Raw genomic sequence first — 21304 nt, forward strand, 5'->3', positions numbered from 1 at the left:
CCAGCACCGGATCGCCCCCCGCCTCGTCCCGCGCCTGCCGGACCTGCGCCTCGTCCCGCGACAGCGCCGCGCGCAGGCTCCGGCAGGCCTGCCGCCGCACCCGAAGCTCGGCCAGCCGGCGGTCGCGGTCGAGCGCGGCCAGCGCCGCCAGCGCATCGAGCGCCCCGGAGCCCGCCGCGGGCCTCATCCCCATCGCGCCCGCGCCCGGCGCCGCATCTCCTCGGCGAAGCGGATGGCGGCGGCCACGGCGGCATAGTGTTCGGGACGGATCTCCTGACCGATCTCGACAGCCGCATGCAGCGCCCGGGCGGTGGGCGGGTCCGACCGCAGCGGCACGCCGCTTTCCAGCGCCAGCGCCCGGATCCGCGCCGCCACTGCATCGGTGCCCTTGGCGACGCAGACCGGCGCGCGGCCGCTGCCCCGCCGCCAGCGCAGGGCGACGGCGACATGTGTCGGGTTGACGATGACCACATCCGCCGCCGGCACCTCGGCCAGCATCCGGTTGGTCGCGATCTCGCGCGCGCGCTGCAGCCGGCGGCCCTTCAGATGCGGGTCGCCCTCGCTTTCGCGGTATTCCTCGACCAGGTCCTGCCGGCTCATCCGCAGCCGCCGGGACCGCTCGCCCCGCTGGACCGCCATGTCGATCAGCCCGAAGCAGAGGTTCAGCGCCAGCGCGGCGGCCAGGAAGGCGAGCGGCAGGCCCGCGATCCGCGCCGCCGCCACCCGGGGGTCGGCGGATTGCAGCATCAGGATTCCGGGCAGGTGAGCGATCAGGAACCAGCCGCAAAGCGCCGAGACCAGCATCAGCCGCGCGGCCTGCGACGCGAATTCGGCAAGGCCGGCGATCCCGAACCTGCGGCCGAGGGCGGCAAGCGGCGACAGGCGCCCGAGGTCGGGTTGCAGCCGGCTCGGCACGATGGCGATGGCGCGGAACAGCACCAGCAGCGCCAGCGTCGCCGCCATCGGCGCGAGGAAGAGCGGCGCGATGACGGCCAGCATCCGCCAGAGGAGCGCCGACAGGAGCGCGGGGTCGGTAAGGCGGTCCGGCCGGCCGAGCAGCATCATCCCGAGCTCGCCCAGGGTCGTGAGCATCGGCCCGCCCGCGAGGGCCGCGGTGGCGAGGAGCCCGGCCTGCCCGGCGGCCGCGGCAAGCTCGGGCAGGCGCGGCACGTCGCCCCTGGCCCGCGCCTGTTCCAGCCGGCGCGGGGTCGGGTCATGGCTGCGTTCGCCCGCGCCCTCCTCGGCACCGGTGCTCATGGCGGCACCGCGAAGGGATCGGCCAGGAGGCCGTCCAGCATGTCGCGCCAGACCAGAAGCCCGGCGGGCGCGGCGAGGAGAACGAGGCCCAGCCCCACCGCCGCCATCGCCGGGGCGCCGACCAGCGCCACCATCAGCTGCGGCATCGCGCGGTTGATGATGCCGAGCGCCAGATTGTAGAGCAGCGAGGCCAGCAGGAAGGGCAGCGCCAGCGCGAAGGCCAGCGCGAAGGCCGCGCCGGTCTGCGCCAGCCCCCAGTCGAGCACCGCCCCGGGATCGGGCATCCGCCCGGCGGGAAGCACGCCGTAGGACAGGATCAGCGCGCGGGCGAGCCGTTCCGGCAGGCCCGACATCAGCGCGAGCGCGAGCCCGCCCATGGTCAGGAGGTGGCCGATCGCCGGCTGCGGTTCCGCCCCCGCGCCGGCGAAGAGCTGGGCCAGCGACATGGCCTGCGCCGCCATCGCCGCCGCGATCTGCAGCGCCATGACTGCGAGCCGCAGCCCGATCCCGAGGAGGAGACCCGCCAGCGGCTCGGTCAGCAGCCAGACGGTGCCGATGCCCTCCGCCGGCAGCCCGGCCAGCGCGGGCGCGACGGCCGGCAGGACCACCGCGGTAAAGGCCAGCGCGAGGCCGAGGCGCAGGCGGACCGGCAGGACCGCTTCGCCGAAGGCCGGCAGCAGCGCCATCGCCGCACCCACGCGCAGCAGCACGGCGAAGGCGGCGGTGCCGCCGGACGTCGCGAGATCGAGGAGGGCGGCCGCAATCTCCGGCGTCATCGGCGCGTCCTGCCGGTGCAGCGGGCCGGGCGGCAGCCCGGAGCCGGGCCGCCGAGACCTGCCCGCCCGCGCCGCAACGCCGTGCCGCCGGACCGGGTCATGCCGGCACCGTCCCGATCAGCGCCGGACGCGCCTCGGTGCCGATCTCGTCGAAGCTCAGCACCGGCAGCGCCACGCCCTTGGCGCCCAGAACCGCCCGCACCAGCCGCCGCCGCCGCGCCGAGGTGACGAGTGCGGGTTGGGTCCCCGCCTCGGCCGCACGGGCCAGGCGCTCGGCGACGCCACTGGCCAGACGGTTGAACCGTTCCGGCGGCAGGGCCACCTCGACCTGCCCGCGCTCGCCCTCCACCTGCCAGGCGGTGAAGCTCTCTTCCCATTCGGGGGCGAGCTGCAGCAGGGGGATGCTGCCATCCGCGCGGCGCAGCTCCGCCACCAGCTGGAAGCCGAGCCTGCGGCGGACATGTTCGCACACCGCCTCCGGCCCGCCCGCGCCGCGGGTTTCGGCCACCGCCTCGAGGATCAGCGGCAGGTTGCGGATCGAGACGCGTTCCTCGAGCAGAAGCCGCAGCACCGCCAGCAGCAGGTCGACCGGCACCCGGTCGGGCACCAGTTCCTCGATCAGCCGCCGGGTGGCCTCGGCCCGCGCGGGGTCGGAGAGCCGGGTCATCTCGTCCAGCATCCGGCGCAGCGCGCGCAGCGTCATCAGCCGCCCGAGGTTGCGGCGGATCACCTCCAGCAGATGGGTGGCGAGCACCTCGGTCGCGCCCACCACCGTCGCGCCCGACAGCGCCGCCTCGTCCTGGCGGGCCGCCGGCAGCCAGCGGGCGGGCGCGCCATAGACCGGCTCGCGCACATCCTCGCCGGGGGGCAGCCCCTCCTGCCCGGCCAGCAGCGCCAGCACCCGCCCCGGGCGCAGGCGGTCGCGCGCCTGTTCGACGCCCTGGATCCGGATCCGGTAGGATCCCGGGTCGAGCGCCGCATCGTCGGTCAGCCGCACCTCGGGCAGCAGCAGGCCATAGGTCGTGGCGACATGGCTGCGCATGTTGGCGATCCGCGATTCGAGGCCGCTGACCGGGTCGAGCACCATCGGCACGATGTCGGGCGCGAATTCGAGATGGATCTCGTCGAGGTCGAGCAGATCGCCCAGCGGGCGCGGCTTTGCCGGTGCCTCCGCCACGGCCTCGGGCGGCGCGGGGGCGGTGCCGGCGCGGATGCCCCTGAGCGCCAGCGCGGCCAGCAGCGCGGCCCCGGCCATGAAGGGCAGGAAGGGCAGCCCCGGCACCAGCGCGAACAGCGCCATCAGCAGCGCGACGGTGCCGAGCGCCGCGGGATAGCGGCCGAGCTGACGGAACAGCTCGATATCCGCGGCCCCCCGGCTGCCGCCGCGCGACAGCAGGATCGCCGCCGCGATCGAGATGATCACGGCGGGTATCTGGCTGACCAGACCGTCGCCCACGGTCAGCACCGCATAGGTTTCCAGCGCCCGGCCGATCGGCATGCCATGGACCAGCGTGCCCACCACCAGCCCCATCACCAGGTTCAGCCCGGTGATGACCAGCCCCGCCACCGCGTCGCCCTTGACGAATTTCGAAGCGCCGTCGAGCGAGCCGAAAAAGGTGGTCTCCGCCTGCTCGCGCTCGCGCCGCGTCCGCGCCTCGGCATGGTCGATCGCGCCCGCGTTCATGTCGGCGTCGATCGCCAGCTGTTTGCCCGGCATCGCATCGAGCGCAAAGCGCGCGCCGACCTCGGCCATCCGGCCCGCGCCCTTGGTGATGACCACGAAATTCACCACGAGGATCACGAGGAAGACCACCAGCCCGATGACGAGCGAGCCGCCCATGACGAAATCGGCGAAACCCTCGATCACCCTGCCGGCGGCGGCGGTGCCGGTATGGCCCTCGCCCACGATCAGCTTGGTGGACGAGACATTGAGCGACAGCCGCAGCATCAGCGTGCCGAGCAGCACGGTGGGGAAGGACGAGAAGTCGAGCGGCCGCTCGATGAACAGGGTCACGGTGAAGATCAGGATCGCCAGCGCGAAGGACAGCGCGAGCCCGATATCGAGCAGCCAGGACGGCATCGGCAGCACCATCATCGCCACGATCGCCATCATCGCGAGCGCGAGCAGCACGGTGGGCCGGACCAGCGGCAAGGGGCCGGGCGCGGGTGTCATCCGACCGCGCCTCCCGGGGTGCCCGCGCCGGACCGGACCGCCCCCTGCGGCGGGGCGGGCATCAGGCTGCCGGCGGAGCCGCGGGTCCCGTCCGGGAAGGCGACGGGGGGCAGGAGGCTGCCCGGCGGCGCGGCGGTCGGGGGCGGATCGGCCGCAGGGTCGGGACTGTCCGGATCGGCGAGGTCGGCAGTACCGCCTTCGGCCGGATCGGGCGCGGGCGCGGCGGCGATCCACAGGGGCACCGCGAACCAGCCGCCCGAACCCGTGACGACTGGCACCAGCGACCCGGGCGCGCCGGCCCGTCCGCCCTGCAGCAGCGGAAAGCGGTTGGGCCGGGGCGATCTGCGGGCCGCGGTACCCTCGGCTGCGATGTCACCGGCTGCCCTCTCCAGCGCCGTGTTGACGATATCCGGAATGTCGGGAATCTCCGGGGTCGCCTCCGGCCAGCCGCCAGGCATCGCGGGCGGGGTGGCGCGGCCCGGCGGCAGGTCCGCGAGGATGGCCGCAAAGCGCGCGGCATAGCGCGTGGCATGGGCGGGGTTGCGCGAATGATAGGCGCCGGCCGCCTGCGTCCAGTCGCCGAATTCAGCGTGCAGCTGCGCCAGATAGCGCGCGGCGTAGAGCCCGTTGGCCAGCGGATCGAACATCTGCCCGATCGAGGCGAAGTTCTGGCCATGCCAGCGATAGTTGATCTGGAAACAGCCGATGTCGAAGCTGCGCGCGCCGCGTGCGTGGCCGGATGCGGCGAAGGCCAGCGCATCCTTCGCGTCGTCGAACCAGCGGCCGCTGCCTTCCATGTTGACGGTCCAGGGCCAGGGGCGGAACGCGCCGTCCCGGCGGCGTCCGGTTTCGGTCAGCGCGATGGCCCGCAGCACCGGCAAGGGCACGCCGGTCCTGCGGCTGGCCTCGACCGCCGCCTGATCGCAAAGCTGCGACGGGTCCTCAAGCCCGCGCGATGCCGCGGCAGCCAGCGGCAGCAACGCCAACGCGAAAGCGAGCAGCGCGGCCCGCCAGCGGATGCGGCGGCTGGCGCGCCGCGCCACGAGGGCGCCCCGGTCCGGGCGCGATGGTCTCTGCGGTTCTGGCACGCGGGCTCCTTTCGCCGTCGTCCCGGCTGCGACCACCCTCGCGACCGGATGCTGAGATTCGGTTACCAGCGGCCCGCGCATCGAAGGTGGTCGGAGCCGGGGGCGGCGTCCGCCATGTCTCCCGTGAGACGGGAGGCTGTGCCCGCGCCGGTGCACGGTGCCGGGGTGGTGCCTGCATCCGTGCGGCCCCTGGCTGTACCTGGGGCCGTACCTGTGCCGTTGCCTGCGGACGTGCCAGCGCCTGCGCCTCTGTGCCTTAGCCTTCGAAGCTGGCGCCTCCCAGGTGCATGTCGCGGCACGGGCGCGACCGGGGCGCCAAGACGGGTTGCCTCTGGCGCGCTGTCCGTCAGACGCTCCCCCCGGCTCCACGCCGGCGCCGCCTTCCGACCCCGTGGACCCCGGGGAAGGACCACGCGATCACGGCACGGGCGCATCCGCCACAGAGGCCCCGGACGGAGCCGCGCTTTCCGCCAGAAGCCGCGCCCAGGCCTCGCGCGCCGCCGCACTGGCATCGAGGAGGCGCTGGCTTCGGGCGAGGCTCGGCTGCAGGTCGATGCCCGGCGGGGACTCATCGGCGCCAGCCGGCGTCGGCGGAGCGGTCCCCGCCCCATCCTCCGGCGGATCGCGCACCGGCGAACGGGCGGCCGCACCGGCCGGTCCGCCCTGCGCCCCCGCTCGCGGTTCACGCGTCGCAATCCCCAGCGACAACACCGCCTCCTGCGCCGCCGTGGCCGCATCGCCGGGGGCGAGCCCGGTGCTGTCCGCCCGCCATGCCGCCGCCCGTGCCTGCGCCTCGTCCCCGGCACGGCGAAACGTCGCGGCCGCGTCGCGCTGCGCCCCGGCGCGGCCATGCGCCTCGGCCAGCAGGCGCAACGACTCCGGATCGTCGAGGCCCGCCAGCAGCGCGATCGCCTGCCGCGGCATCCCCTGCTCCATCGCCGCCCGTGCCCGCAACCGGCGGGCCGGTGGCGAGCTATCGCGAGGGTCCAGCAACCCCGCGGCCGCCCGCGCCAGACCCAGCCCCGCCACCCGTTCGGCGATCGCCAGCCGCAGCGCCGCATCCTGCCCGGAGGGGTCCCCGGCCAGCGGCCCCTCCGGTGCCAGTGCCGTCAACGCGGCGGCGAGGAAGAGGGTGTCATCCGCCTCCCGCGACAGCAGGGCCAGCAGCTCGCCAGCCACCGCCGGCCCCGGGACCTGGCCTTCCGGCCAGCCTGCGAGCGCCTGCGCGGCCTCGATATGCCGGCCCGCCGAGGCGAGGGCGAGCGCCAGCGCCCGGCGCAGGGGCGCCGCAAGCGGACCCGCCCGATACTCGCGGGCGAGCGCGGCGGCCTGGGCGATTTCCGGCGCGGCCGCCGCCTGCCCCGCCGCGATGCGGGCATCGACCAGCAGGATCAGCGCCTCGGCGCCTTCGGGCGCGGCGCCCGCCGCAGCGTCCGTCAGCTCCGCCGCCGCCGTGGCGGGATCGCCCTCGGCCAGCGCCAGCCGCGCCCGGACCGGGGCCGGCGCCGCACCATCCGTTGCCTGCCGCGCGAGCATGTCCCGCAGCATATGCAGGGCCGACAGGTCATCCCGGGCGGCGAAGCGGGCGGCGAGCCGGTCGGCCAGCAGGCGCTGAAGGCCCGGAGGCAAGGCCGCGAATTCGCGCAGCACCGCGGCCCGGTCGACCGGCTGGCCAGGGCGCGGCGGCGCTCCCAGCAGCGACCAGAGCGCCGCCGGGCCATCGCATCCGGCCCAGTCCGGGCGCAGCGGGGGTGCCGCGTCCCGGCCGTCGATGACATCGGCCAGCGCCAGCAGCAGCGCCGCATCCGCATCACCGGCGAAGGCGGCAAGCGCCGCGCGCGCCTCGGCGCCGAAACCGTGGTGCAGATAGAGACGGGCGAGCGCCCAGCCCCGCGCCGGATCCGCATGGTCGAACTCGCCCACCAGCCCGTCCCGCGCCTCGACCAGTTGCTCGGCGAAGGGGCGTCCGTCGCCCCAGGCCGGCAGATCGAGGCTGGCGGGGTCCGGGCAGGGGCTGCCGGCGCCCGTCACCCCGGCAGGTGCCGCCGCAGTCAGGGCGCGGTCGATCGAAGTCGTGCCGGACAGCTGCCGCGTGGGCTCGGCCATCGCCCCGGCCCGCGCGGCCGAGGGCAGGCCCGCCGCGCCGGGGTCGACGGACAACAGGCCCTGGCTCGCGCCGCGGCTGATCTGCCGCAGCAGGGCCGCCTCCGCGGCACCGACCCGGGCCGGGTCCGGTCCGGCGGGCGCTTCGGCGGCTTCTGCTGCCACGGCTGGGGGCTGCGGTCCGGGTGGCTGTCCGCGCGGCCGTCGGTCGGACCAGAAGGGCGCGAGGCCCTGTGCGACGGGCCGCGGGCGATAGCCTGCGCCGGCGGCGTCGCCGGGGACCCTTGTCTCGAAAGGCGAGTCTTCGGGCGGGGGCCCGTCATGCAGGTCGATGACCAGGGTGCCGTCCGCCAGCTGAAACGCCAGGGCATGCACCCGCGGGGCGACCGAAAGGTCGAGCGTCGATGGTTCGGGCCGGTCGAGTGCCCGCAGCCGGGTGCGCGGGATCAGCCGGAACACGGTGTCGACGCCGATGTCGAGATCGGCGTCCCGGATGCGCAGCCGGTAGCCGTCGTTCCGCCGGCCCAGGATCCAGCGGCTGCCCGCCGGCAGGGGCAGCACCAGACGGGAGAAGTCCCCATGCTCGCCCGAGCGCAGTTCGACCGGTGCAGCCGCGGCCGTCCGCAGGGCACCGGTCGCCGCGGCCAGGACCACCGCGCAGAGGAGCGCCAGCGCGCGCCGCCGCATCATGCCGCGTCCTTCACCGATTTCAGCGCCTCTTCCAGTTCGGAAAAGCTCGGGCGCTTGTGATGCGGCGTGTTCTGTCGCCCGACCTCGATGCAGATGTTGGTCGGGTGCCGGTGCAGGTTCGCGACCAGCACTTCGCGGATCAGGCCGTAGAAATGGCTGTCCTCCTCGACGACGGATTTCACCTTGCCGGCGAAGGGGCCGACGAAGCCATAGGCCATGAACACGCCGAGGAAGGTGCCGACCAGCGCGCCGCCGATCATCTTGCCCAGTACCTCCGGCGGCTGGTCGATGGCGCCCATGGTCTTGATCACGCCCAGCACCGCCGCCACGATCCCGAGCGCCGGCAACCCGTCGGCGATCGTCTGCAGGGCGTGGCTCGAATGCAGCGCATGGCCCAGAGTGGCCTCCATCCGCTTGTCGAGCACCTCTTCGACCTGATGCGGGTCGTCGTAGTTCATCGAGGCCGACCGCAAGGTGTCGCAGATCAGTTCCACCGCCTCGTGATCGGCGAGGATGCGCGGGTAGCGGCCGAAGATCGACGAACCGGCGGGCGCCTCGATATGCTCCTCGATCGCGACAGGGTTCTGGCGGGCGAGGCGCACCAGTTCGAACAGCAGGCACAGCAGGTCGCGGTAATCCTGCGGTTTCCAGCGCGGTCCGCGGAACACCTTGCCGATATCGGCGAGCGCATGCTTCACCCCGGCGAGGTCGTTGCCGAGCACGAAGGCGCCGACGGCTGCGCCGAGGATCATCGACATCTCGTAGGGCAGGGCATGCAGGATGATCTCCAGATGCCCGCCGGCCGCGACATAGCCGCCGAAGACCATGACGAAGATGATGGCGATGCCCGCGAATCCGATCATGTCCTGCCTCCGGCCCGATGCGGCGAGCCTCGCGCGCCGGTCTTAAGGAAGGCTTTCCGCCGGCGCGGTTCCGCTGTCCGCCCGCGCCGGGCGGTCCTGCGGCGCCCGGGCATTGCGGCCGGCCAGGATCACGCTGATCGTATAGGCCGTCTTCGGGTCGAGCGCCGCCAGCACCGCCCCCGCCGCCTCGGGCCGCATGCGCGAAAGGAACCCGGCGGCGAAATCCGGCGCCATCTCCTCGAAGAGGGGGGCGGCCTCCTTGGGCTTCATCGCCTCGTACATGGCGGCGAGCCGCGCGACATCGCCCTCTGCGGCCGTGTCGGCCTGGGCGAGGGTCGCGGCCAGCCGCTCTTCGGCGGCCACGAGTTCGGCCAGCCGCGCGTCGAGCTGGGCCGAGATCAGCGCCATGGCCTGTTCGCGGTCGGCAAGGCGCCCCTCGCGCGCGTCCTGCTCGGCATTGCGGTCGCGGATCGCCTGCATCAGCGGCGCCACATCGGGATCGGGCTCGCAAACCTCCGCACCGGCATGGCCGGCATTTGGCACGGCGGCATGGGAGGTGCCGGCGACCTCGGCCAGCGCCTGCGCCCCCGAGGCGAGGCGAAGGACGCCCGAGCCCGCCAGCAGCACGACGATCACCCAGACCGCGCCGCCCCGCCGCCGCCGGGACCCCCCCGCGGCGGCCGATGCGGCGGCCGCCGGGTTCCGGTCGGCGGACCCGCCGGCGCTCATTCCGCCGCCTCCAGCGGCGCGGGCCGCAGGCGCCGGCGCAGGACGCGCAGGCGCGCCGGAGCGGGCGGAGCCGGGGCAGCTGCCGGGTCCGGCAAGTCGTGCATCGAGGCCAGCAGCAGTTCCAGCCGTTCGGCCGCGGCCTCTGCCTGGGCAGTGCGCTCGGACAGGGCCGCCACCGATTCGCCTGCGGCGGAACGTGCGGCGGCCAGCGCCCGCGACAGGTCGTCGACCTGCGCCGACATCACCGCGATGGCGCCGCCCATGCCGCCTTCCAGCCGCTGCAGCGCCGCCAGCCGCCGCGACAGGGCAAGGCACCAAGCCCCGGCGCCGAACGCGCCGGCCCCCAGCAGAATGTCGGCGATCAGGTCCATGATACCCTCAGTTCAGCACGAATTCGGTGATCAGCAGGTCGCGCGCCAACCCCTCGCCGGTGACCGCCTGCACCCGGCGCAGCATCTGCGCGCGCAGCTGCATCAGGTTCGACGGCTCCTCGAGGTCGCGGGTCTCGACCGCGCGCAGATAGCTGTTCAGCACGTCGAGGATGCGCGGCATCAGATGCGCCGTTTCCTCGGCCCCGGCGGTCGTGACCTCGATCTGCGCCGAGAACCGCAGATGCCGCGCCGTGCCGCCGGACCCCAGCGTGACGATGATCTGCGGCACCGGCACGAAGGCCACTTCCGCATGGCCGGGCAGGGCGGGATGCGCCTCTTCCGGTGCCGCCGCGCCGGCGCCGAGCCCGGGGATCAGCTGGGCGCGGACCGCGAAAAATCCGCCGGCACCGCCGAGGATGGCGAGCACCAGCCCCAGCAGCAGGGGCAGCTTCGATCGGCGGGGCGGGTCCGCCGGGGTTTCGGGTTGCGACATCTGGCTCTCCGCTCCGGTGCCTGTGGTGATAGTCCGATGCGGGCTAACCGAATGTTAAGGCGGCTCCGAAAGGATCGCCCCGATCCGGCAGAAGGCCGGGGTCGGAGGGCGGCGTGCAGCAACTGGGGGAACTCTGGCGGTCTCTGGACGCGCGGCGCCGCCTGATCGTGGCCGGCGCCACCCTCGCGACCCTGCTGGCGGTGCTGGCGGTTGCGGGGCTGTCGCGCGGGCCGGGCCAGATGGCGCTGCTCTATGCGGGACTCGATCCGCGCGGCGCCGGCGAGGTCATTACCGCGCTGGAGGCGCGCGGCGTCGCCTATGAGGTACGGGGCGATGCGATCCGGGTGCCGGTCGCGGAACGCGACGCGCTGCGGATGTCGCTGGCCGGCGAAGGGCTGCCCGCGACCGGGGGCGAGGGGTACGAGCTGCTCGATTCGCTGTCGGGCTTCGGCACCACCGCGCAGATGTTCGACGCCGCCTATTGGCGCGCGAAGGAAGGGGAACTGGCGCGCACCATCGCCGCCGGGCCGCAGGTTCGCGCCGCGCGGGTGCATCTGGCGGTGCCGCCGGCGGGGGGGTTCCGCGAGCCGGCACCGCCCTCCGCCTCGGTCGCGGTGACGGTCGCGGGCGGCACGCTCTCCGCCGGGCAGGCGAAGGCCATCCGCCACCTGGTGGCCTCGGCCGTGGCGGGGCTCGCGCCCGAGGCGGTGACGGTCGTCGACGCGCTGCGCGGCACCGTGATCGGCGGCGAGGATGCCGTTCCGGGCGAGGCGGACCGCGCCGCGCAGTTGCGCGCCAGCCTGTTGCGGCTGCTGGAGGCCCGCGTCGGCCCCGGCCGCGCGATGGTCGAGGTCTCGGTCGAGGCGGTGACCGAACGCGAGGCGATCACCGAGCGGCGCCTGGATCCTGCCGGGCGGGTGGCCATCGCCAGCGAGACGGTCGAGACGACCGGCAGCGCCACCGACACCAGGCCCGGCAGCGTCACCGTTGCCTCGAACCTGCCCGAGGGCGATGCGGCCGGGTCCGGCCAGTCGCAAAGCCGCGAGAGCACGACCCGCGAACGCACCAATTTCGAGCTGTCGGAGACGACGCGCGAGGTGCTGCGCGTGCCCGGCGCGATCCGGCGGCTCGGCATCGCGATCCTGGTCGACGGAATCGAGGGCGCCGATGGCTGGCAGCCGCGGCCCGAGGCGGAACTGGCGGACCTGCGGGATCTCGCCGCCTCCGCCGCCGGTATCGACCCCGGCCGGGGCGACACGCTGACGATCCGCTCGATGCCCTTCGAACCGCTGGCGGAGGCCGGCACGCTGGGGGAACCGGGACCGTTGGCGGGGGTGACGCTGGACGCGATGGCGCTGATCCAGCTGGCGGTGCTGGCGGTGACGGCGCTGGTGCTGGGCCTCTTCGTGCTGCGCCCGATCCTGACGCGCCCGCCTCAGCCGGCCGCCCTGCCTGCCCCGGGGCGGGACGACGGGACGGCCGTTCCGGTGCTGACCGGCGAGATCGACGAGGGCGACTATCCGGCCGGCATGCCGCTGGTCGCCGGCGGGCTGCCGGCGCTCGGCAGCTTCGTGATGCCGGCGGAGGACGGGCCCGAGGATCCGGTGGCCCGGCTGCGCCGGCTGATCGCCGAGCGGCGGGCCGAAAGCGCCGACATCCTGCGCGGCTGGATGGAGGAGGACGCGAGGTGACACGCCCTTCGCTGCCCCGCTTCGACGCCCCGCCGCCTGCCGCCCCCGACCCGGCGCCCGAGGAAGAGCGTCTCGCCGCCTATGAACAGGGCTATTCTGCCGGCTGGGACGATGCCGTGGCCGCGCAGGAGGCCGAGGTGACGAAGCTGCGCGGCGATCTCGGCCGCAACCTGCAGGAGCTGTCCTTCACCTATCACGAGGCGCGGGGCCATGTCCTGCGGGCGGTCGAGCCGCTGCTGGCCGAGATGGTGGGCAAGCTGCTGCCCGCGGTCGCGCGCCGGTCGCTGGGCGCGATGGTGGTGGAGGCGCTGCGTCCGCTGGCCGAGGATCTGGCCGATACCCCGGTCGAGGTGACGGTCCATCCCGCCAGCCGCGCCGCCGTCGAAGCCATGCTGACCCGCGACCCCGCGCCGCCCCTGCGCATCGTCGAGGAGCCGAGCCTGGGCGAGGGGCAGGTCTACCTGCGCCTCGGCCGGATCGAGCGGCGCGTCGACCTCGACGGCATCGTCGACGCGATCGACGCCGCGCTTGCCGCCTTCTTCCACCCCCAGCCCGACCCGGAGTCCCCGTCCGATGGATGACCGCGCCCCCCCCTTCAGCCAGATCCCGATCGAGATCACCGTGTCGGTCGGCCGCGCCCGGCCGCCGCTGCGCGAATTGCTGCGGCTCCGCCCCGACGCCGTGCTGCCGCTCGACCGCCGGATCGAGGATGCGGTGGACCTGTTCGTCGGCGAACGGCTGATCGCGCGCGGCGAACTGGTCGAGGTCGAGGGCGGCCCCCCGGGCCAGCTCGGCGTCCGCCTGACCGAGGTGGCCGACCTGAAGGACGGGCTGTGACGGGGCGGTGGCGGGAGGCTGGGCCGGAGGGGGCGCCGGACGGTACTGTGCGGGGCGCACCCTCCTCGGCTGGCCTTCCGGTGGGCGCGCGGCAGGCGACCGCTTGCCGGCCCGATGCCGGAACGGGTGGCCCGGCTGAGGCGTCCTCCCGCCCGCCGGCCGGCCGTGCTGCCACCGCGGCCGCCCTCCGGGCCGCCGGGCCCTGCACCGGCCGGGCGGCCCCGTGCCGCCTCGCCACCCTGGCGGCGGCGGTCGTGCTGGCGGCGCTCCTGCTTCCCGGGGTCGCAATGGCGCAGCAGTTGCCGCTCGGCGCCGGCGGGTTCGACAACCTCGGCGGCGGCGATCTGACGGCGCGCACGCTGCAGATCATCGCGCTGGTCACGGTGCTCGGGCTCGCGCCGGGGCTGTTGATGATGGTGACCTGCTTTCCCTTCCTCGTGACGGTGCTGGCGATCCTGCGGCAGGCGATCGGGTTGCAGCAATCGCCGCCCAACATGCTGATCGTGTCGCTGGCGCTGTTCCTGACCTGGTTCGTGATGGACCCCGTCCTGACCGAGGCCTGGCAGACGGGCCTGCGCCCGGTCATCGACGAGGAGATGTCGCTGCAGGAGGGCGCGACGGCGGCGCTGCGGCCGCTGCGGGGCTTCATGGCCGGGCGGATCGACCCGGCCACCTTCGCGGCGCTGGCCGAATTGCGGCTGCCGCCCGAGGCCGGCCCGGCGTTGGCCCCGACACCCGTTGCCCCGGCGGCCCTTGCCCCGGCGCAGGCACCGGCCCTGCTGCCCGATCCCGGGACGGCGCCGCTGTCGCTGCTGGTCCCGTCCTTCATGCTGTCGGAAATCCGCCGCGCCTTCGAGATCGGCTTCCTGATCTACCTGCCCTTCCTGATCATCGACCTCGTGGTCTCGGCGGTGCTGATGTCGATGGGGATGATGATGGTGCCGCCCTCGGTGGTGTCGATGCCGTTCAAGCTGGCCTTCTTCGTCGTCGCCGACGGCTGGGCGCTGCTGTCGGCGGCGCTGGTGCGCAGCTATGTCTGAGGCTGCGGAGACATCCGCGGCAGCGGGCAGCGGAGTCACCGGCAGGTGCGGCCGGGGGTGCGGGGCCGCGCGCCTTGCCTTCGCGCGGCTGGCCGGTCTCACCCGAGTCAGTCTCTGAAGCGAACGAAAATCGCTCCAGTCAGAGCGGCCGGATATCGGCGCGGAGCGGGGCCCTGTTCCGCCGGAAAGATCGGCCTCTCATGCACCGCGGCGCGCCGGCCGGCGCTCCACGCTGCCGGCCCGGCAGCGCGGGGCGAAGGGCGTTCCGGGGCCGGAGCCGCGTTTCAGCCCCCTCCTCCTTCATTCGGTGATGACCGGGACCAATGCCGTGACCGGCCGACCATCGAGCATGATCGGCTCGTGATGGTCATTCGCGAGCAGCACGCCGATCACGTGCGCCCCCGTCCGGTCGGAGCAATGGCCGAAGCGCGCGATGATCAGATTGCCGCCGAAATCGCTGTTCATGCTGTTGTAGTTACGGCCCGGAATGTTGCAGTCATCGCCCTCCGGGTCGATCTTCATGTGGACATGGCCGCAGCGGGGATCGTCACCGCAGGTGCCGGCGGGTGCGAGGCGGAAATTGCTGTCCACCACAACCCCGATGACACCTTCGGCGTCGTGGCCGACGGGCACTGTCATGCCCTGCGCCGGCCAGACGATGCGCAGGGTCGGCGCCTCCTCGGCCAGGGCTGCGCCACTGCAGAAAACGGGTGCCGCGACGGTGATTGCACGCAGGGATTTGAGGATATCGGTCATGTACGTCATCCAGATGTAATCGGTGATTACTTCTAACCGCCCCGGTCTCGGATTTGAAAGTAAATAATCAGTGATTACATTGGTGCCGGTACTCGGGTGCCAACCGGAAAGCAGGGAAACGGATCATGTCGAAGACCTATCACCACGGGGATCTGCCCAAGGCGCTGATCGCCGCCGCCTCTGCGATTGTCGAGGAAGCGGGGGTCGAGGCATTGTCCGTGCGCGCGGTCGCCAAACGCGTCGGCGTATCGCCGGGGGCCCCCTTCCGCCACTTCGCGTCACGCGATGCCCTGCTGGCGGCCGTCGCCGGACAGGCAATGGAACGACTGGCAACGGCGGTTGAGGCCGGGCAGTTAAAGACAGATGCCGATCCGCTGGAGCAGATCAGGATGATCGGGACGGCCTATCTTCGCTGGGTCGCCGAGCACCCGACCCAATTCGCCATCATCAGCCAGCGCAATCTGGTCCCGCTCGAGGGGACGGCCCGCAAACAGAACGATGCGATCCGGGATCGCATGATGGCGCTGCTGACCATGGCCCGGTCACACGGGCATCTGCGGCATGATGCCGATCCCGCTGCCGTACTGCTGTCCTGCCGTGCGCTGGTCTATGGTCTGAGCCGCATGCTGATCGACGGCCACTTCCCGGAATGGAGTCCGGAAGGCGATCCGCTCGACTGGATGCAGCGGTCGCTCGACCACTTCATCCGGGATCTGCGTCCTGGTCCTGGACAGGAAGCCGGCGAATGACCGCTCCGTCCGGGCCAAGGCCACTTCCGCCCGCCGCAACAAGCTCCGTCCCGGACATCCCCCCGGCGGCAGCGCCCCCGAAGAAACGGCCGCGCTCAGAAGTCCCAGTCCTCGTCCTCGGTCGCGACCGCCTTGCCGATGACATAGCTCGACCCCGAACCCGAGAAGAAGTCGTGGTTTTCGCTGTCCGGGGACAGCGCGGCGAGGATCGCGGGGTTGACCTCGCAGGCGGCGGGCGGGAACAGCGGTTCGTAGCCGAGGTTCATCAGCGCCTTGTTGGCGTTGTAATGCAGGAAGGCCTTCACGTCCTCGGTCAGGCCCAGCCCGTCATACAGTTCCTCGGTATATTTGGCCTCGATCTCGTAGAGGTCGAAGATCAGCGCGAAGGCGAAATCCTTCAACGCCGCGCGCTCGGCCTCGGGCAGGCGTTCCTGAGCGCGCTGGAACTTGTAGCCGATGTAATAGCCGTGCACCGCCTCGTCACGGATGATAAGCCGGATCAGGTCGGCAGTGTTGGTCAGCTTCGCCCGGCTCGACCAGTACATCGGCAGGTAGAAGCCGGAATAGAACAGGAAGCTTTCCAGGAACACGCTGGCGATCTTGCGCTTCAGCGGATCGGCCCCGGCGGCATATTCCTCCAGCACCAGCCGCGCCTTGGCCTGCAGATGCGGGTTCTCCTCGGACCAGCGGAAGGCCTCGTCCACCTCCTTGGTCAGGCAGAGGGTGGAGAAGATCGAGGAATAGGACCGCGCGTGCACCGCCTCCATGAAGGCGATGTTGGTCAGCACCGCCTCTTCATGCGGGGTCTGCGCATCGGCCAGCAGGGCGGGGGCGCCAACGCTGTTCTGGATGGTGTCGAGCAGCGTCAGCCCGGTGAAGACCCGGATCGTCAGCTCGCGCTCGGCCGGGCGCAGCGTCGCCCAGCTTTGCACGTCGTTCGACAGCGGCACCTTTTCCGGCAGCCAGAAGTTCACCGTCAGCCGGTTCCAGACCTCCAGATCCTTGTCGTCCTGCAGGCGGTTCCAGTTGATCGCGCGCGGCACGGTCGTGGTCGCGGCAGTCTTCACGATATCCTTCATGGCGGGCCTCACAGCGTACAGGAAACGCAGCCCTGCACCTCGGTCCCCTCGAGGGCGGTCTGGCGCAGGCGGACGTAATAGATGGTCTTGATGCCCTTCTTCCACGCGAGGATCTGGGCGCGGTTGATGTCGCGGGTCGTGGCCTCGGCCGGGAAGAACAGCGTCAGCGACAGGCCCTGATCCACATGTTCGGTCGCCGCCGCATAGGTCTCGATCAGCGCGTCGGGGCCGATCTCGTAGGCGTCGCGATAGTAGTCGAGGTTGTCGTTGGTCATGAACGGCGCGGGGTAATAGACGCGGCCGATCTTGCCCTCCTTCCGGATCTCGATTTTCGACACGATCGGGTGGATCGAGGAGGTGGAGTTGTTGATGTAGCTGATCGACCCGGTCGGCGGCACCGCCTGCAGGTTGCGGTTGTACAGCCCGTCCTTCATCACAGCGGCGCGCAGTTCGGCCCAGTCCTCGCGGGTGGGCAGCGCGATCCCGCAGCGGTCGAACAGCGCCGCGACCTCGGCCGTCTCGGGCAGCCAGTCGCGGGTGACATATTTCTCGAAGAAGCTGCCATCGGCGTATTTCGACCGTTCGAAGCCCGCGAAGGTCTGGCCCCTCTCGCGCGCGATCAGGTTCGAGGCGCGGATGCAGTGATAGGCCACGGCGGCGAAATAGGCGCGGGTGAAGTCCACGCCTTCAGCGCTGCCGTAATGGATGCGCTCACGGGCGAGGAAGCCGTGGAGGTTCATCTGGCCGAGGCCGATCGCATGCGCCTCGTCATTGCCGCGCCGGATCGAGGGCACGGCGTCGATGGCCGACATCTCGGACACCGCGGTCAGCGCCCGCACCGCGGTTTCGACGGTGCCGCCGAAATCGGGACTGTCCATCGTCATCGCGATGTTCAGCGAGCCGAGGTTGCAGGAAATGTCGGTGCCGAGGTGGCGATAGCTCAGATCCTCGTTGTACTCCGACGCCTCGTTGACCTGCAGGATTTCCGAACAGAGGTTCGACATGGCGATCCGCCCGGCGATCGGGTTCATCCGGTTCACCGTGTCCTCGAACATGATGTAGGGATAGCCGCTTTCGAACTGGATCTCGGCCAGCGTCTGGAAGAAGGCGCGGGCGTTGATCTTCTTCTTGCGGATGCGGCGGTCGTCGACCATCTCGTCGTATTTCTCGGTGACCGAAACGTCCGAGAAGGGCATGCCGTAGACCCGCTCCACGTCATGCGGCGAGAACAGGTACATGTCCTCGTTCCGCTTCGCCAGTTCGAAGGTCACGTCGGGGATCACCACGCCCAGGCTCAGCGTCTTGATGCGGATCTTCTCGTCGGCATTCTCGCGCTTGGTGTCGAGGAAGCGCAGGATGTCGGGGTGGTGGGCGTTCAGGTAGACGGCCCCCGCCCCCTGCCGCGCGCCCAGCTGGTTGGCATAGCTGAAGCTGTCCTCCAGCAGTTTCATCACCGGGATCACGCCCGAGGACTGGTTCTCGATGCCCTTGATCGGGGCGCCATGCTCGCGGATGTTGGTCAGCATCAGCGCCACGCCCCCGCCCCGCTTGGACAGCTGCAGCGAGGAATTGATCGCCCGGCCGATCGATTCCATGTTGTCCTCGACCCGCAGCAGGAAGCACGAGATCAGCTCGCCCCGCGATTTCTTTCCGGCATTGAGGAAGGTGGGCGTCGCGGGCTGGAAGCGCCCTTCGATGATTTCCTCCATGAAGCGCATCGCCTGCGCCTCGTCGCCGCGGGCCAGCGCCAGCGCCACCATCACCACGCGGTCTTCATAGCGTTCCAGATAGCGCTGCCCGTCGCGGGTCTTCAGCGTGTAGGAGGTGTAGTACTTGAACGCGCCGAGGAAGGTCGGAAAGCGGAACTTGCGTTCATAGGCGGCGGCCCAGATCTTGCGCTGGAAGTTGCGCGAATACTGGTCCAGCACCTCGGGTTCGTAATAGCCCTCCTCGACGAGATAGCCGAGCTTTTCGTCGAGCGAGTGGAAGAACACGGTGTTCTGGTTGACGTGCTGCAGGAAGTACTGCCGCGCCGCCATGCGGTCGGCCTCGAACCGGATGCGGCCCTCGCTGTCATAGAGGTTCAGCATCGCGTTCAGCGCGTGATAGTCCAGCGCCGCCGTCTTGCTGCCATCCTTCAGGCCGTGATCGAGCATTCCATCCCCCAGAAGCGGTCGAGCCCGGCACGGATGCGGGCGATGTCGGTGTCGGTGCCGGCCAGTTCAAAGCTGGAAAGCCAGGGCACATTGCATTTTTCGGCGATCACCCGCCCCGCCAGCGCGTAGGTCGGGCCGAAGTTGCGGTTGCCACCCGCGATCACGCCCCGGATCAACGCCCGCCGCGCGGGATCGTTCAGGAAGCGGATCACCTGCTTGGCCACCGCGCCGCGGCCTTCGCCATCGGCATAGGTCGGGCAGATCAGTACGTAAGGCATCGCAGGCTCGGGCATCGCCGCGTCGGGCGAGATCGGGATCCGGCTCGCCGGCAGGCCGAGCCGTTCCACGAAGCGCGCCGTGTTCCCCGATTGCGAGGAATAGTAGACGAGCCCGCCCATCGTCCGCTCAGCCGGCCAGCTGGCCGATCATGTCGGGACGGAAGCCGGCCCAATGCGCCTCGCCCGCCACCACGACCGGGGCCATGCGATAGCCGAGCGCGCTGACCATCTCCATCGCCGCAGGGTCCGCGGTCAGGTCCACCACGCTGTATTCGAGCCCGCGCGCGTCCAGGGCGCGTGTCGTTGCCGTGCATTGCACGCAGGCGGGTTTGGAATAGACGGTGATCGTCATCGCGGTCGTCCCTTGTGTTCGTTTCCAGTGGCCGACGCGCAGGGATCAGGGTGGTGCCCTCGCTCCCGCGGCCGATAACGCACTGCCATTGCTCGTCATCGCGCCCCGTCGCTGGCGGGACGGGCCGGGTTGCCCCGACCGGATCCGGCACCGCAACCATCGAGTCGCGGCCACCGGACACCCATCATATTGGGGAATCCAACAGGGTCATGTCAACATCTTGACAAATGCTTTACGTCGAATCGGGCGCCCGCCCCGCGGTAAACGGGCCGCTGTGGCGCGGACGCGTCACAGGCGCTTGCGCGCCCGCAACGCCGCCTGGATCGTCCCGTCGTCGAGATAGTCGAGCTCGCCGCCGATCGGCACACCCTGCGCCAGACTCGTCACCTGCACGCCCGTGGCGGCCAGCGTGTCGGCCAGGTAATGCGCCGTCGTCTGGCCATCGACCGTGGCGTTCAGCGCGAGGATCACCTCGGTCACGCCCTCGGCCCCGATCCGGTCCAGCAGCGCGGGGATGCGCAACTCGTCGGGTCCGACCGCATCCAGTGCCGACAGCGTGCCCCCCAGAACGTGATAGCGGCCGCGGAAGGACTGGCCGCGTTCCATCGCCCAAAGATCGGCCACATCCTCGACCACACAGATCTCGCCGGTGGCGCGGTCAGGATCGGCGCAGATGGCGCAGATCTCCGAGGTGCCGACATTGCCGCAGCGCCGGCAGTCGCGGGCGGTGCGGGCGACTTCTGCCATCAGCTCGGCCAGGGGTGCCATCACCCCCGTCCGCCGGCGGATCAGGTGCAGCACCGCGCGGCGCGCCGACCGTGGCCCCAGCCCCGGCAGCCGGGCCATCGCCTCGATCAGCGCCTCGATCCGCCGGGTTCCGTCGCCCTCGCCGCCGCTGGCCATCGCGCGCTCAGAGCGGCAGCTTGAAATCGGCCGGCAGGCCCATTTCGGCCGACAGCTTGCGCAGTTCCTCCTGCCCGCGCTCGGCGCCCCGCGCCTGCGCGTCCTTGACGGCCGCGAGGATCAGGTCCTCGACCACCTCCTTGTCCTCGGCAGAAAAGATCGAGGGGTCGATCTCCAGCGCGGTCAGCTCGCCCTTCGCCGTGGCCGTGGCCTTGACCAGCCCGGCCCCGGCCTCGCCGGTGACGGTGATCTTCGCCAAATCTTCCTGCAGGCCGGCGATGCGGCCCTGCATCTCCTGCGCGGTCTTCATCATCTTCGCCATGTCGCCGAAGCCGCCCAAGCCCTTGAACATCGATCTCTCCTAGCTGTCCTCGAAAGGGTCCCATTCGTCCTCGACCTCGGGCAGCGCCTCGGCGGCGGCCGCGGCGGCGCGGGTCTCGGGGGTGCGGATGCCGGCGATCTTGGCCCCCGGAAAGGTCGCCAGGATGCTGGCCACCAGCGGGTTCTGCGCCATATCGGCCTCGGCCTCGATCCGGGCGGCCTCGCGCGCCTCGGCGATGGTCGGGCTGCCGCCCTGCCCCACCACCGACACGCCCCAGCGAACCCCGGTCCACAGTTGCAGCCGCTGCGCCAGCGTCGCCGCAAGGCCCGAGGCCGCGCCCGGCGCCGGCTCGAACTCGATCCTGCCGGGGGCATAGCGCGCCAGCCGCAGGCCGGTTTCCACCTCGACCAGCAGATGCATGTCGCGCCGCTCGCGGATCAGCTCCACCACATCCTCGAACCGGGCAAAGCGGGCGAGCCCGGCATCCGGCGCCTCGGCCGGCGCGGCCATGGCCGTGCCGACGGCAACCGCCGGGCGCGGGACCGACAGCGCCCGCGGCGCGGCATGGACCGCGGCACCCCCGGCGGGCGCCCCGCCG

Annotated in this window: 22 protein-coding genes and 1 pseudogene; 5 read left to right on the plus strand and 18 right to left on the minus strand. The window is 71.8% G+C overall.

Annotated features, from left to right (window positions below; all coding sequences use genetic code 11):
• From EEY80_RS19540 to EEY80_RS19585, 10 genes are all read right to left on the minus strand, one after another.
• A partial coding sequence (locus EEY80_RS19540; RefSeq protein ID WP_164738335.1) for a hypothetical protein occupies window positions 1-193 on the minus strand: 193 nt, incomplete at its 3' end.
• Entirely contained in the window at window positions 184-1257 is a 1074-nt protein-coding gene (locus tag EEY80_RS19545) for an EscU/YscU/HrcU family type III secretion system export apparatus switch protein (protein ID WP_126979556.1), read from the minus strand. The genes EEY80_RS19545 and EEY80_RS19540, both read right to left, overlap by 10 nt.
• Window positions 1254-2033 carry a flagellar biosynthetic protein FliR gene (locus EEY80_RS19550; RefSeq protein WP_126979558.1) on the minus strand — a complete coding sequence of 260 codons (780 nt, stop codon included), beginning with the start codon at window positions 2031-2033 and terminating at the stop codon, window positions 1254-1256. The genes EEY80_RS19545 and EEY80_RS19550 overlap by 4 nt, the downstream gene beginning before the upstream one ends.
• Window positions 2034-2130: 97 nt before the next feature.
• Window positions 2131-4206 carry a flagellar biosynthesis protein FlhA gene (gene flhA, locus EEY80_RS19555; RefSeq protein ID WP_126979560.1) on the minus strand — a complete coding sequence of 692 codons (2076 nt, stop codon included), beginning with the start codon at window positions 4204-4206 and terminating at the stop codon, window positions 2131-2133.
• A complete protein-coding gene (locus EEY80_RS19560) occupies window positions 4203-5294 on the minus strand; it encodes a lytic transglycosylase domain-containing protein (protein WP_235829923.1) in 1092 nt (363 codons plus the stop codon). Before EEY80_RS19560 ends, flhA begins: the two co-directional genes overlap by 4 nt.
• 417 nt (window positions 5295-5711) lie before the next feature.
• Window positions 5712-8087: a hypothetical protein gene (locus EEY80_RS19565; RefSeq protein ID WP_126979564.1), complete on the minus strand. Its 2376-nt coding sequence runs from the start codon at window positions 8085-8087 to the stop codon at window positions 5712-5714.
• Window positions 8084-8950: a flagellar motor stator protein MotA gene (motA, locus tag EEY80_RS19570; RefSeq protein ID WP_126979566.1), complete on the minus strand. Its 867-nt coding sequence runs from the start codon at window positions 8948-8950 to the stop codon at window positions 8084-8086. Before motA ends, EEY80_RS19565 begins: the two co-directional genes overlap by 4 nt.
• Window positions 8951-8992: 42 nt before the next feature.
• On the minus strand, window positions 8993-9679 hold the full coding sequence (locus EEY80_RS19575) for a MotE family protein (RefSeq protein ID WP_126979568.1): 687 nt from the start codon (window positions 9677-9679) through the stop codon (window positions 8993-8995).
• Window positions 9676-10050 carry a DUF6468 domain-containing protein gene (locus EEY80_RS19580; protein ID WP_126979570.1) on the minus strand — a complete coding sequence of 125 codons (375 nt, stop codon included), beginning with the start codon at window positions 10048-10050 and terminating at the stop codon, window positions 9676-9678. The genes EEY80_RS19575 and EEY80_RS19580 overlap by 4 nt, the downstream gene beginning before the upstream one ends.
• 7 nt (window positions 10051-10057) lie before the next feature.
• A complete protein-coding gene (locus EEY80_RS19585; protein WP_126979572.1) occupies window positions 10058-10543 on the minus strand; it encodes a flagellar basal body-associated FliL family protein in 486 nt (161 codons plus the stop codon).
• Between the two features lie 113 nt (window positions 10544-10656).
• Here EEY80_RS19585 and fliF point away from each other — a divergent pair, with 113 nt between their 5' ends.
• The 4 genes from fliF to EEY80_RS19605 all read left to right on the plus strand — a co-directional run bounded on the left by fliF (window position 10657) and on the right by EEY80_RS19605 (window position 14111).
• On the plus strand, window positions 10657-12234 hold the full coding sequence (gene fliF / locus EEY80_RS19590) for a flagellar basal-body MS-ring/collar protein FliF (protein ID WP_126979574.1): 1578 nt from the start codon (window positions 10657-10659) through the stop codon (window positions 12232-12234).
• A complete protein-coding gene (locus EEY80_RS19595) occupies window positions 12231-12815 on the plus strand; it encodes a FliH/SctL family protein (RefSeq protein ID WP_126979576.1) in 585 nt (194 codons plus the stop codon). The genes fliF and EEY80_RS19595 overlap by 4 nt, the downstream gene beginning before the upstream one ends.
• Complete coding sequence (locus EEY80_RS19600; RefSeq protein ID WP_126979578.1) at window positions 12808-13071, plus strand: FliM/FliN family flagellar motor switch protein; 264 nt, start codon at window positions 12808-12810, stop codon at window positions 13069-13071. The genes EEY80_RS19595 and EEY80_RS19600 overlap by 8 nt, the downstream gene beginning before the upstream one ends.
• A 287-nt stretch (window positions 13072-13358) precedes the next feature.
• Window positions 13359-14111 (plus strand): flagellar type III secretion system pore protein FliP, encoded by a 753-nt coding sequence (locus EEY80_RS19605; protein WP_126979580.1) that lies wholly within the window; start codon window positions 13359-13361, stop codon window positions 14109-14111.
• Window positions 14112-14411: 300 nt separating this feature from the next.
• Here the strand turns inward: EEY80_RS19605 and EEY80_RS19610 are convergent, their stop codons facing one another.
• Complete coding sequence (locus EEY80_RS19610) at window positions 14412-14867, minus strand: hypothetical protein (protein ID WP_205749165.1); 456 nt, start codon at window positions 14865-14867, stop codon at window positions 14412-14414.
• A 125-nt stretch (window positions 14868-14992) separates the two neighbouring features.
• Here EEY80_RS19610 and EEY80_RS19615 point away from each other — a divergent pair, with 125 nt between their 5' ends.
• The gene (locus EEY80_RS19615; protein WP_126979582.1) at window positions 14993-15616 is read left to right on the plus strand and encodes a TetR/AcrR family transcriptional regulator; all 624 of its coding nucleotides are present in this window, start codon (window positions 14993-14995) and stop codon (window positions 15614-15616) included.
• Between the two features lie 95 nt (window positions 15617-15711).
• On the opposite strand, the gene nrdF is transcribed toward EEY80_RS19615, so the two are convergent.
• The 7 genes and pseudogenes from nrdF to EEY80_RS19650 all read right to left on the minus strand — a co-directional run.
• Window positions 15712-16683: a class 1b ribonucleoside-diphosphate reductase subunit beta gene (gene nrdF, locus EEY80_RS19620; RefSeq protein ID WP_407920748.1), complete on the minus strand. Its 972-nt coding sequence runs from the start codon at window positions 16681-16683 to the stop codon at window positions 15712-15714.
• A 20-nt stretch (window positions 16684-16703) separates the two neighbouring features.
• The gene (nrdE, locus tag EEY80_RS19625) at window positions 16704-18851 is read right to left on the minus strand and encodes a class 1b ribonucleoside-diphosphate reductase subunit alpha (protein ID WP_126979586.1); all 2148 of its coding nucleotides are present in this window, start codon (window positions 18849-18851) and stop codon (window positions 16704-16706) included.
• A complete protein-coding gene (nrdI, locus tag EEY80_RS19630) occupies window positions 18833-19249 on the minus strand; it encodes a class Ib ribonucleoside-diphosphate reductase assembly flavoprotein NrdI (protein WP_126979588.1) in 417 nt (138 codons plus the stop codon). Before nrdI ends, nrdE begins: the two co-directional genes overlap by 19 nt.
• Window positions 19250-19256: 7 nt before the next feature.
• Window positions 19257-19481, minus strand: coding sequence for a glutaredoxin-like protein NrdH (nrdH, locus tag EEY80_RS19635; RefSeq protein ID WP_126979590.1), 225 nt, complete (start codon window positions 19479-19481; stop codon window positions 19257-19259).
• 288 nt (window positions 19482-19769) lie between these two features.
• A complete protein-coding gene (gene recR, locus EEY80_RS19640) occupies window positions 19770-20384 on the minus strand; it encodes a recombination mediator RecR (RefSeq protein WP_126979592.1) in 615 nt (204 codons plus the stop codon).
• 7 nt (window positions 20385-20391) lie between these two features.
• Window positions 20392-20736, minus strand: a complete 345-nt coding sequence (locus EEY80_RS19645; RefSeq protein ID WP_126979594.1) for a YbaB/EbfC family nucleoid-associated protein — start codon at window positions 20734-20736, stop codon at window positions 20392-20394.
• Window positions 20737-20745: 9 nt separating this feature from the next.
• Window positions 20746-21304, minus strand: a pseudogene (locus tag EEY80_RS19650) (DNA polymerase III subunit gamma/tau); the annotation flags it as partial.

It is taken from the genome of Frigidibacter oleivorans (assembly GCF_003993775.1).
GTDB classification, from domain to species: domain Bacteria; phylum Pseudomonadota; class Alphaproteobacteria; order Rhodobacterales; family Rhodobacteraceae; genus Frigidibacter; species Frigidibacter oleivorans.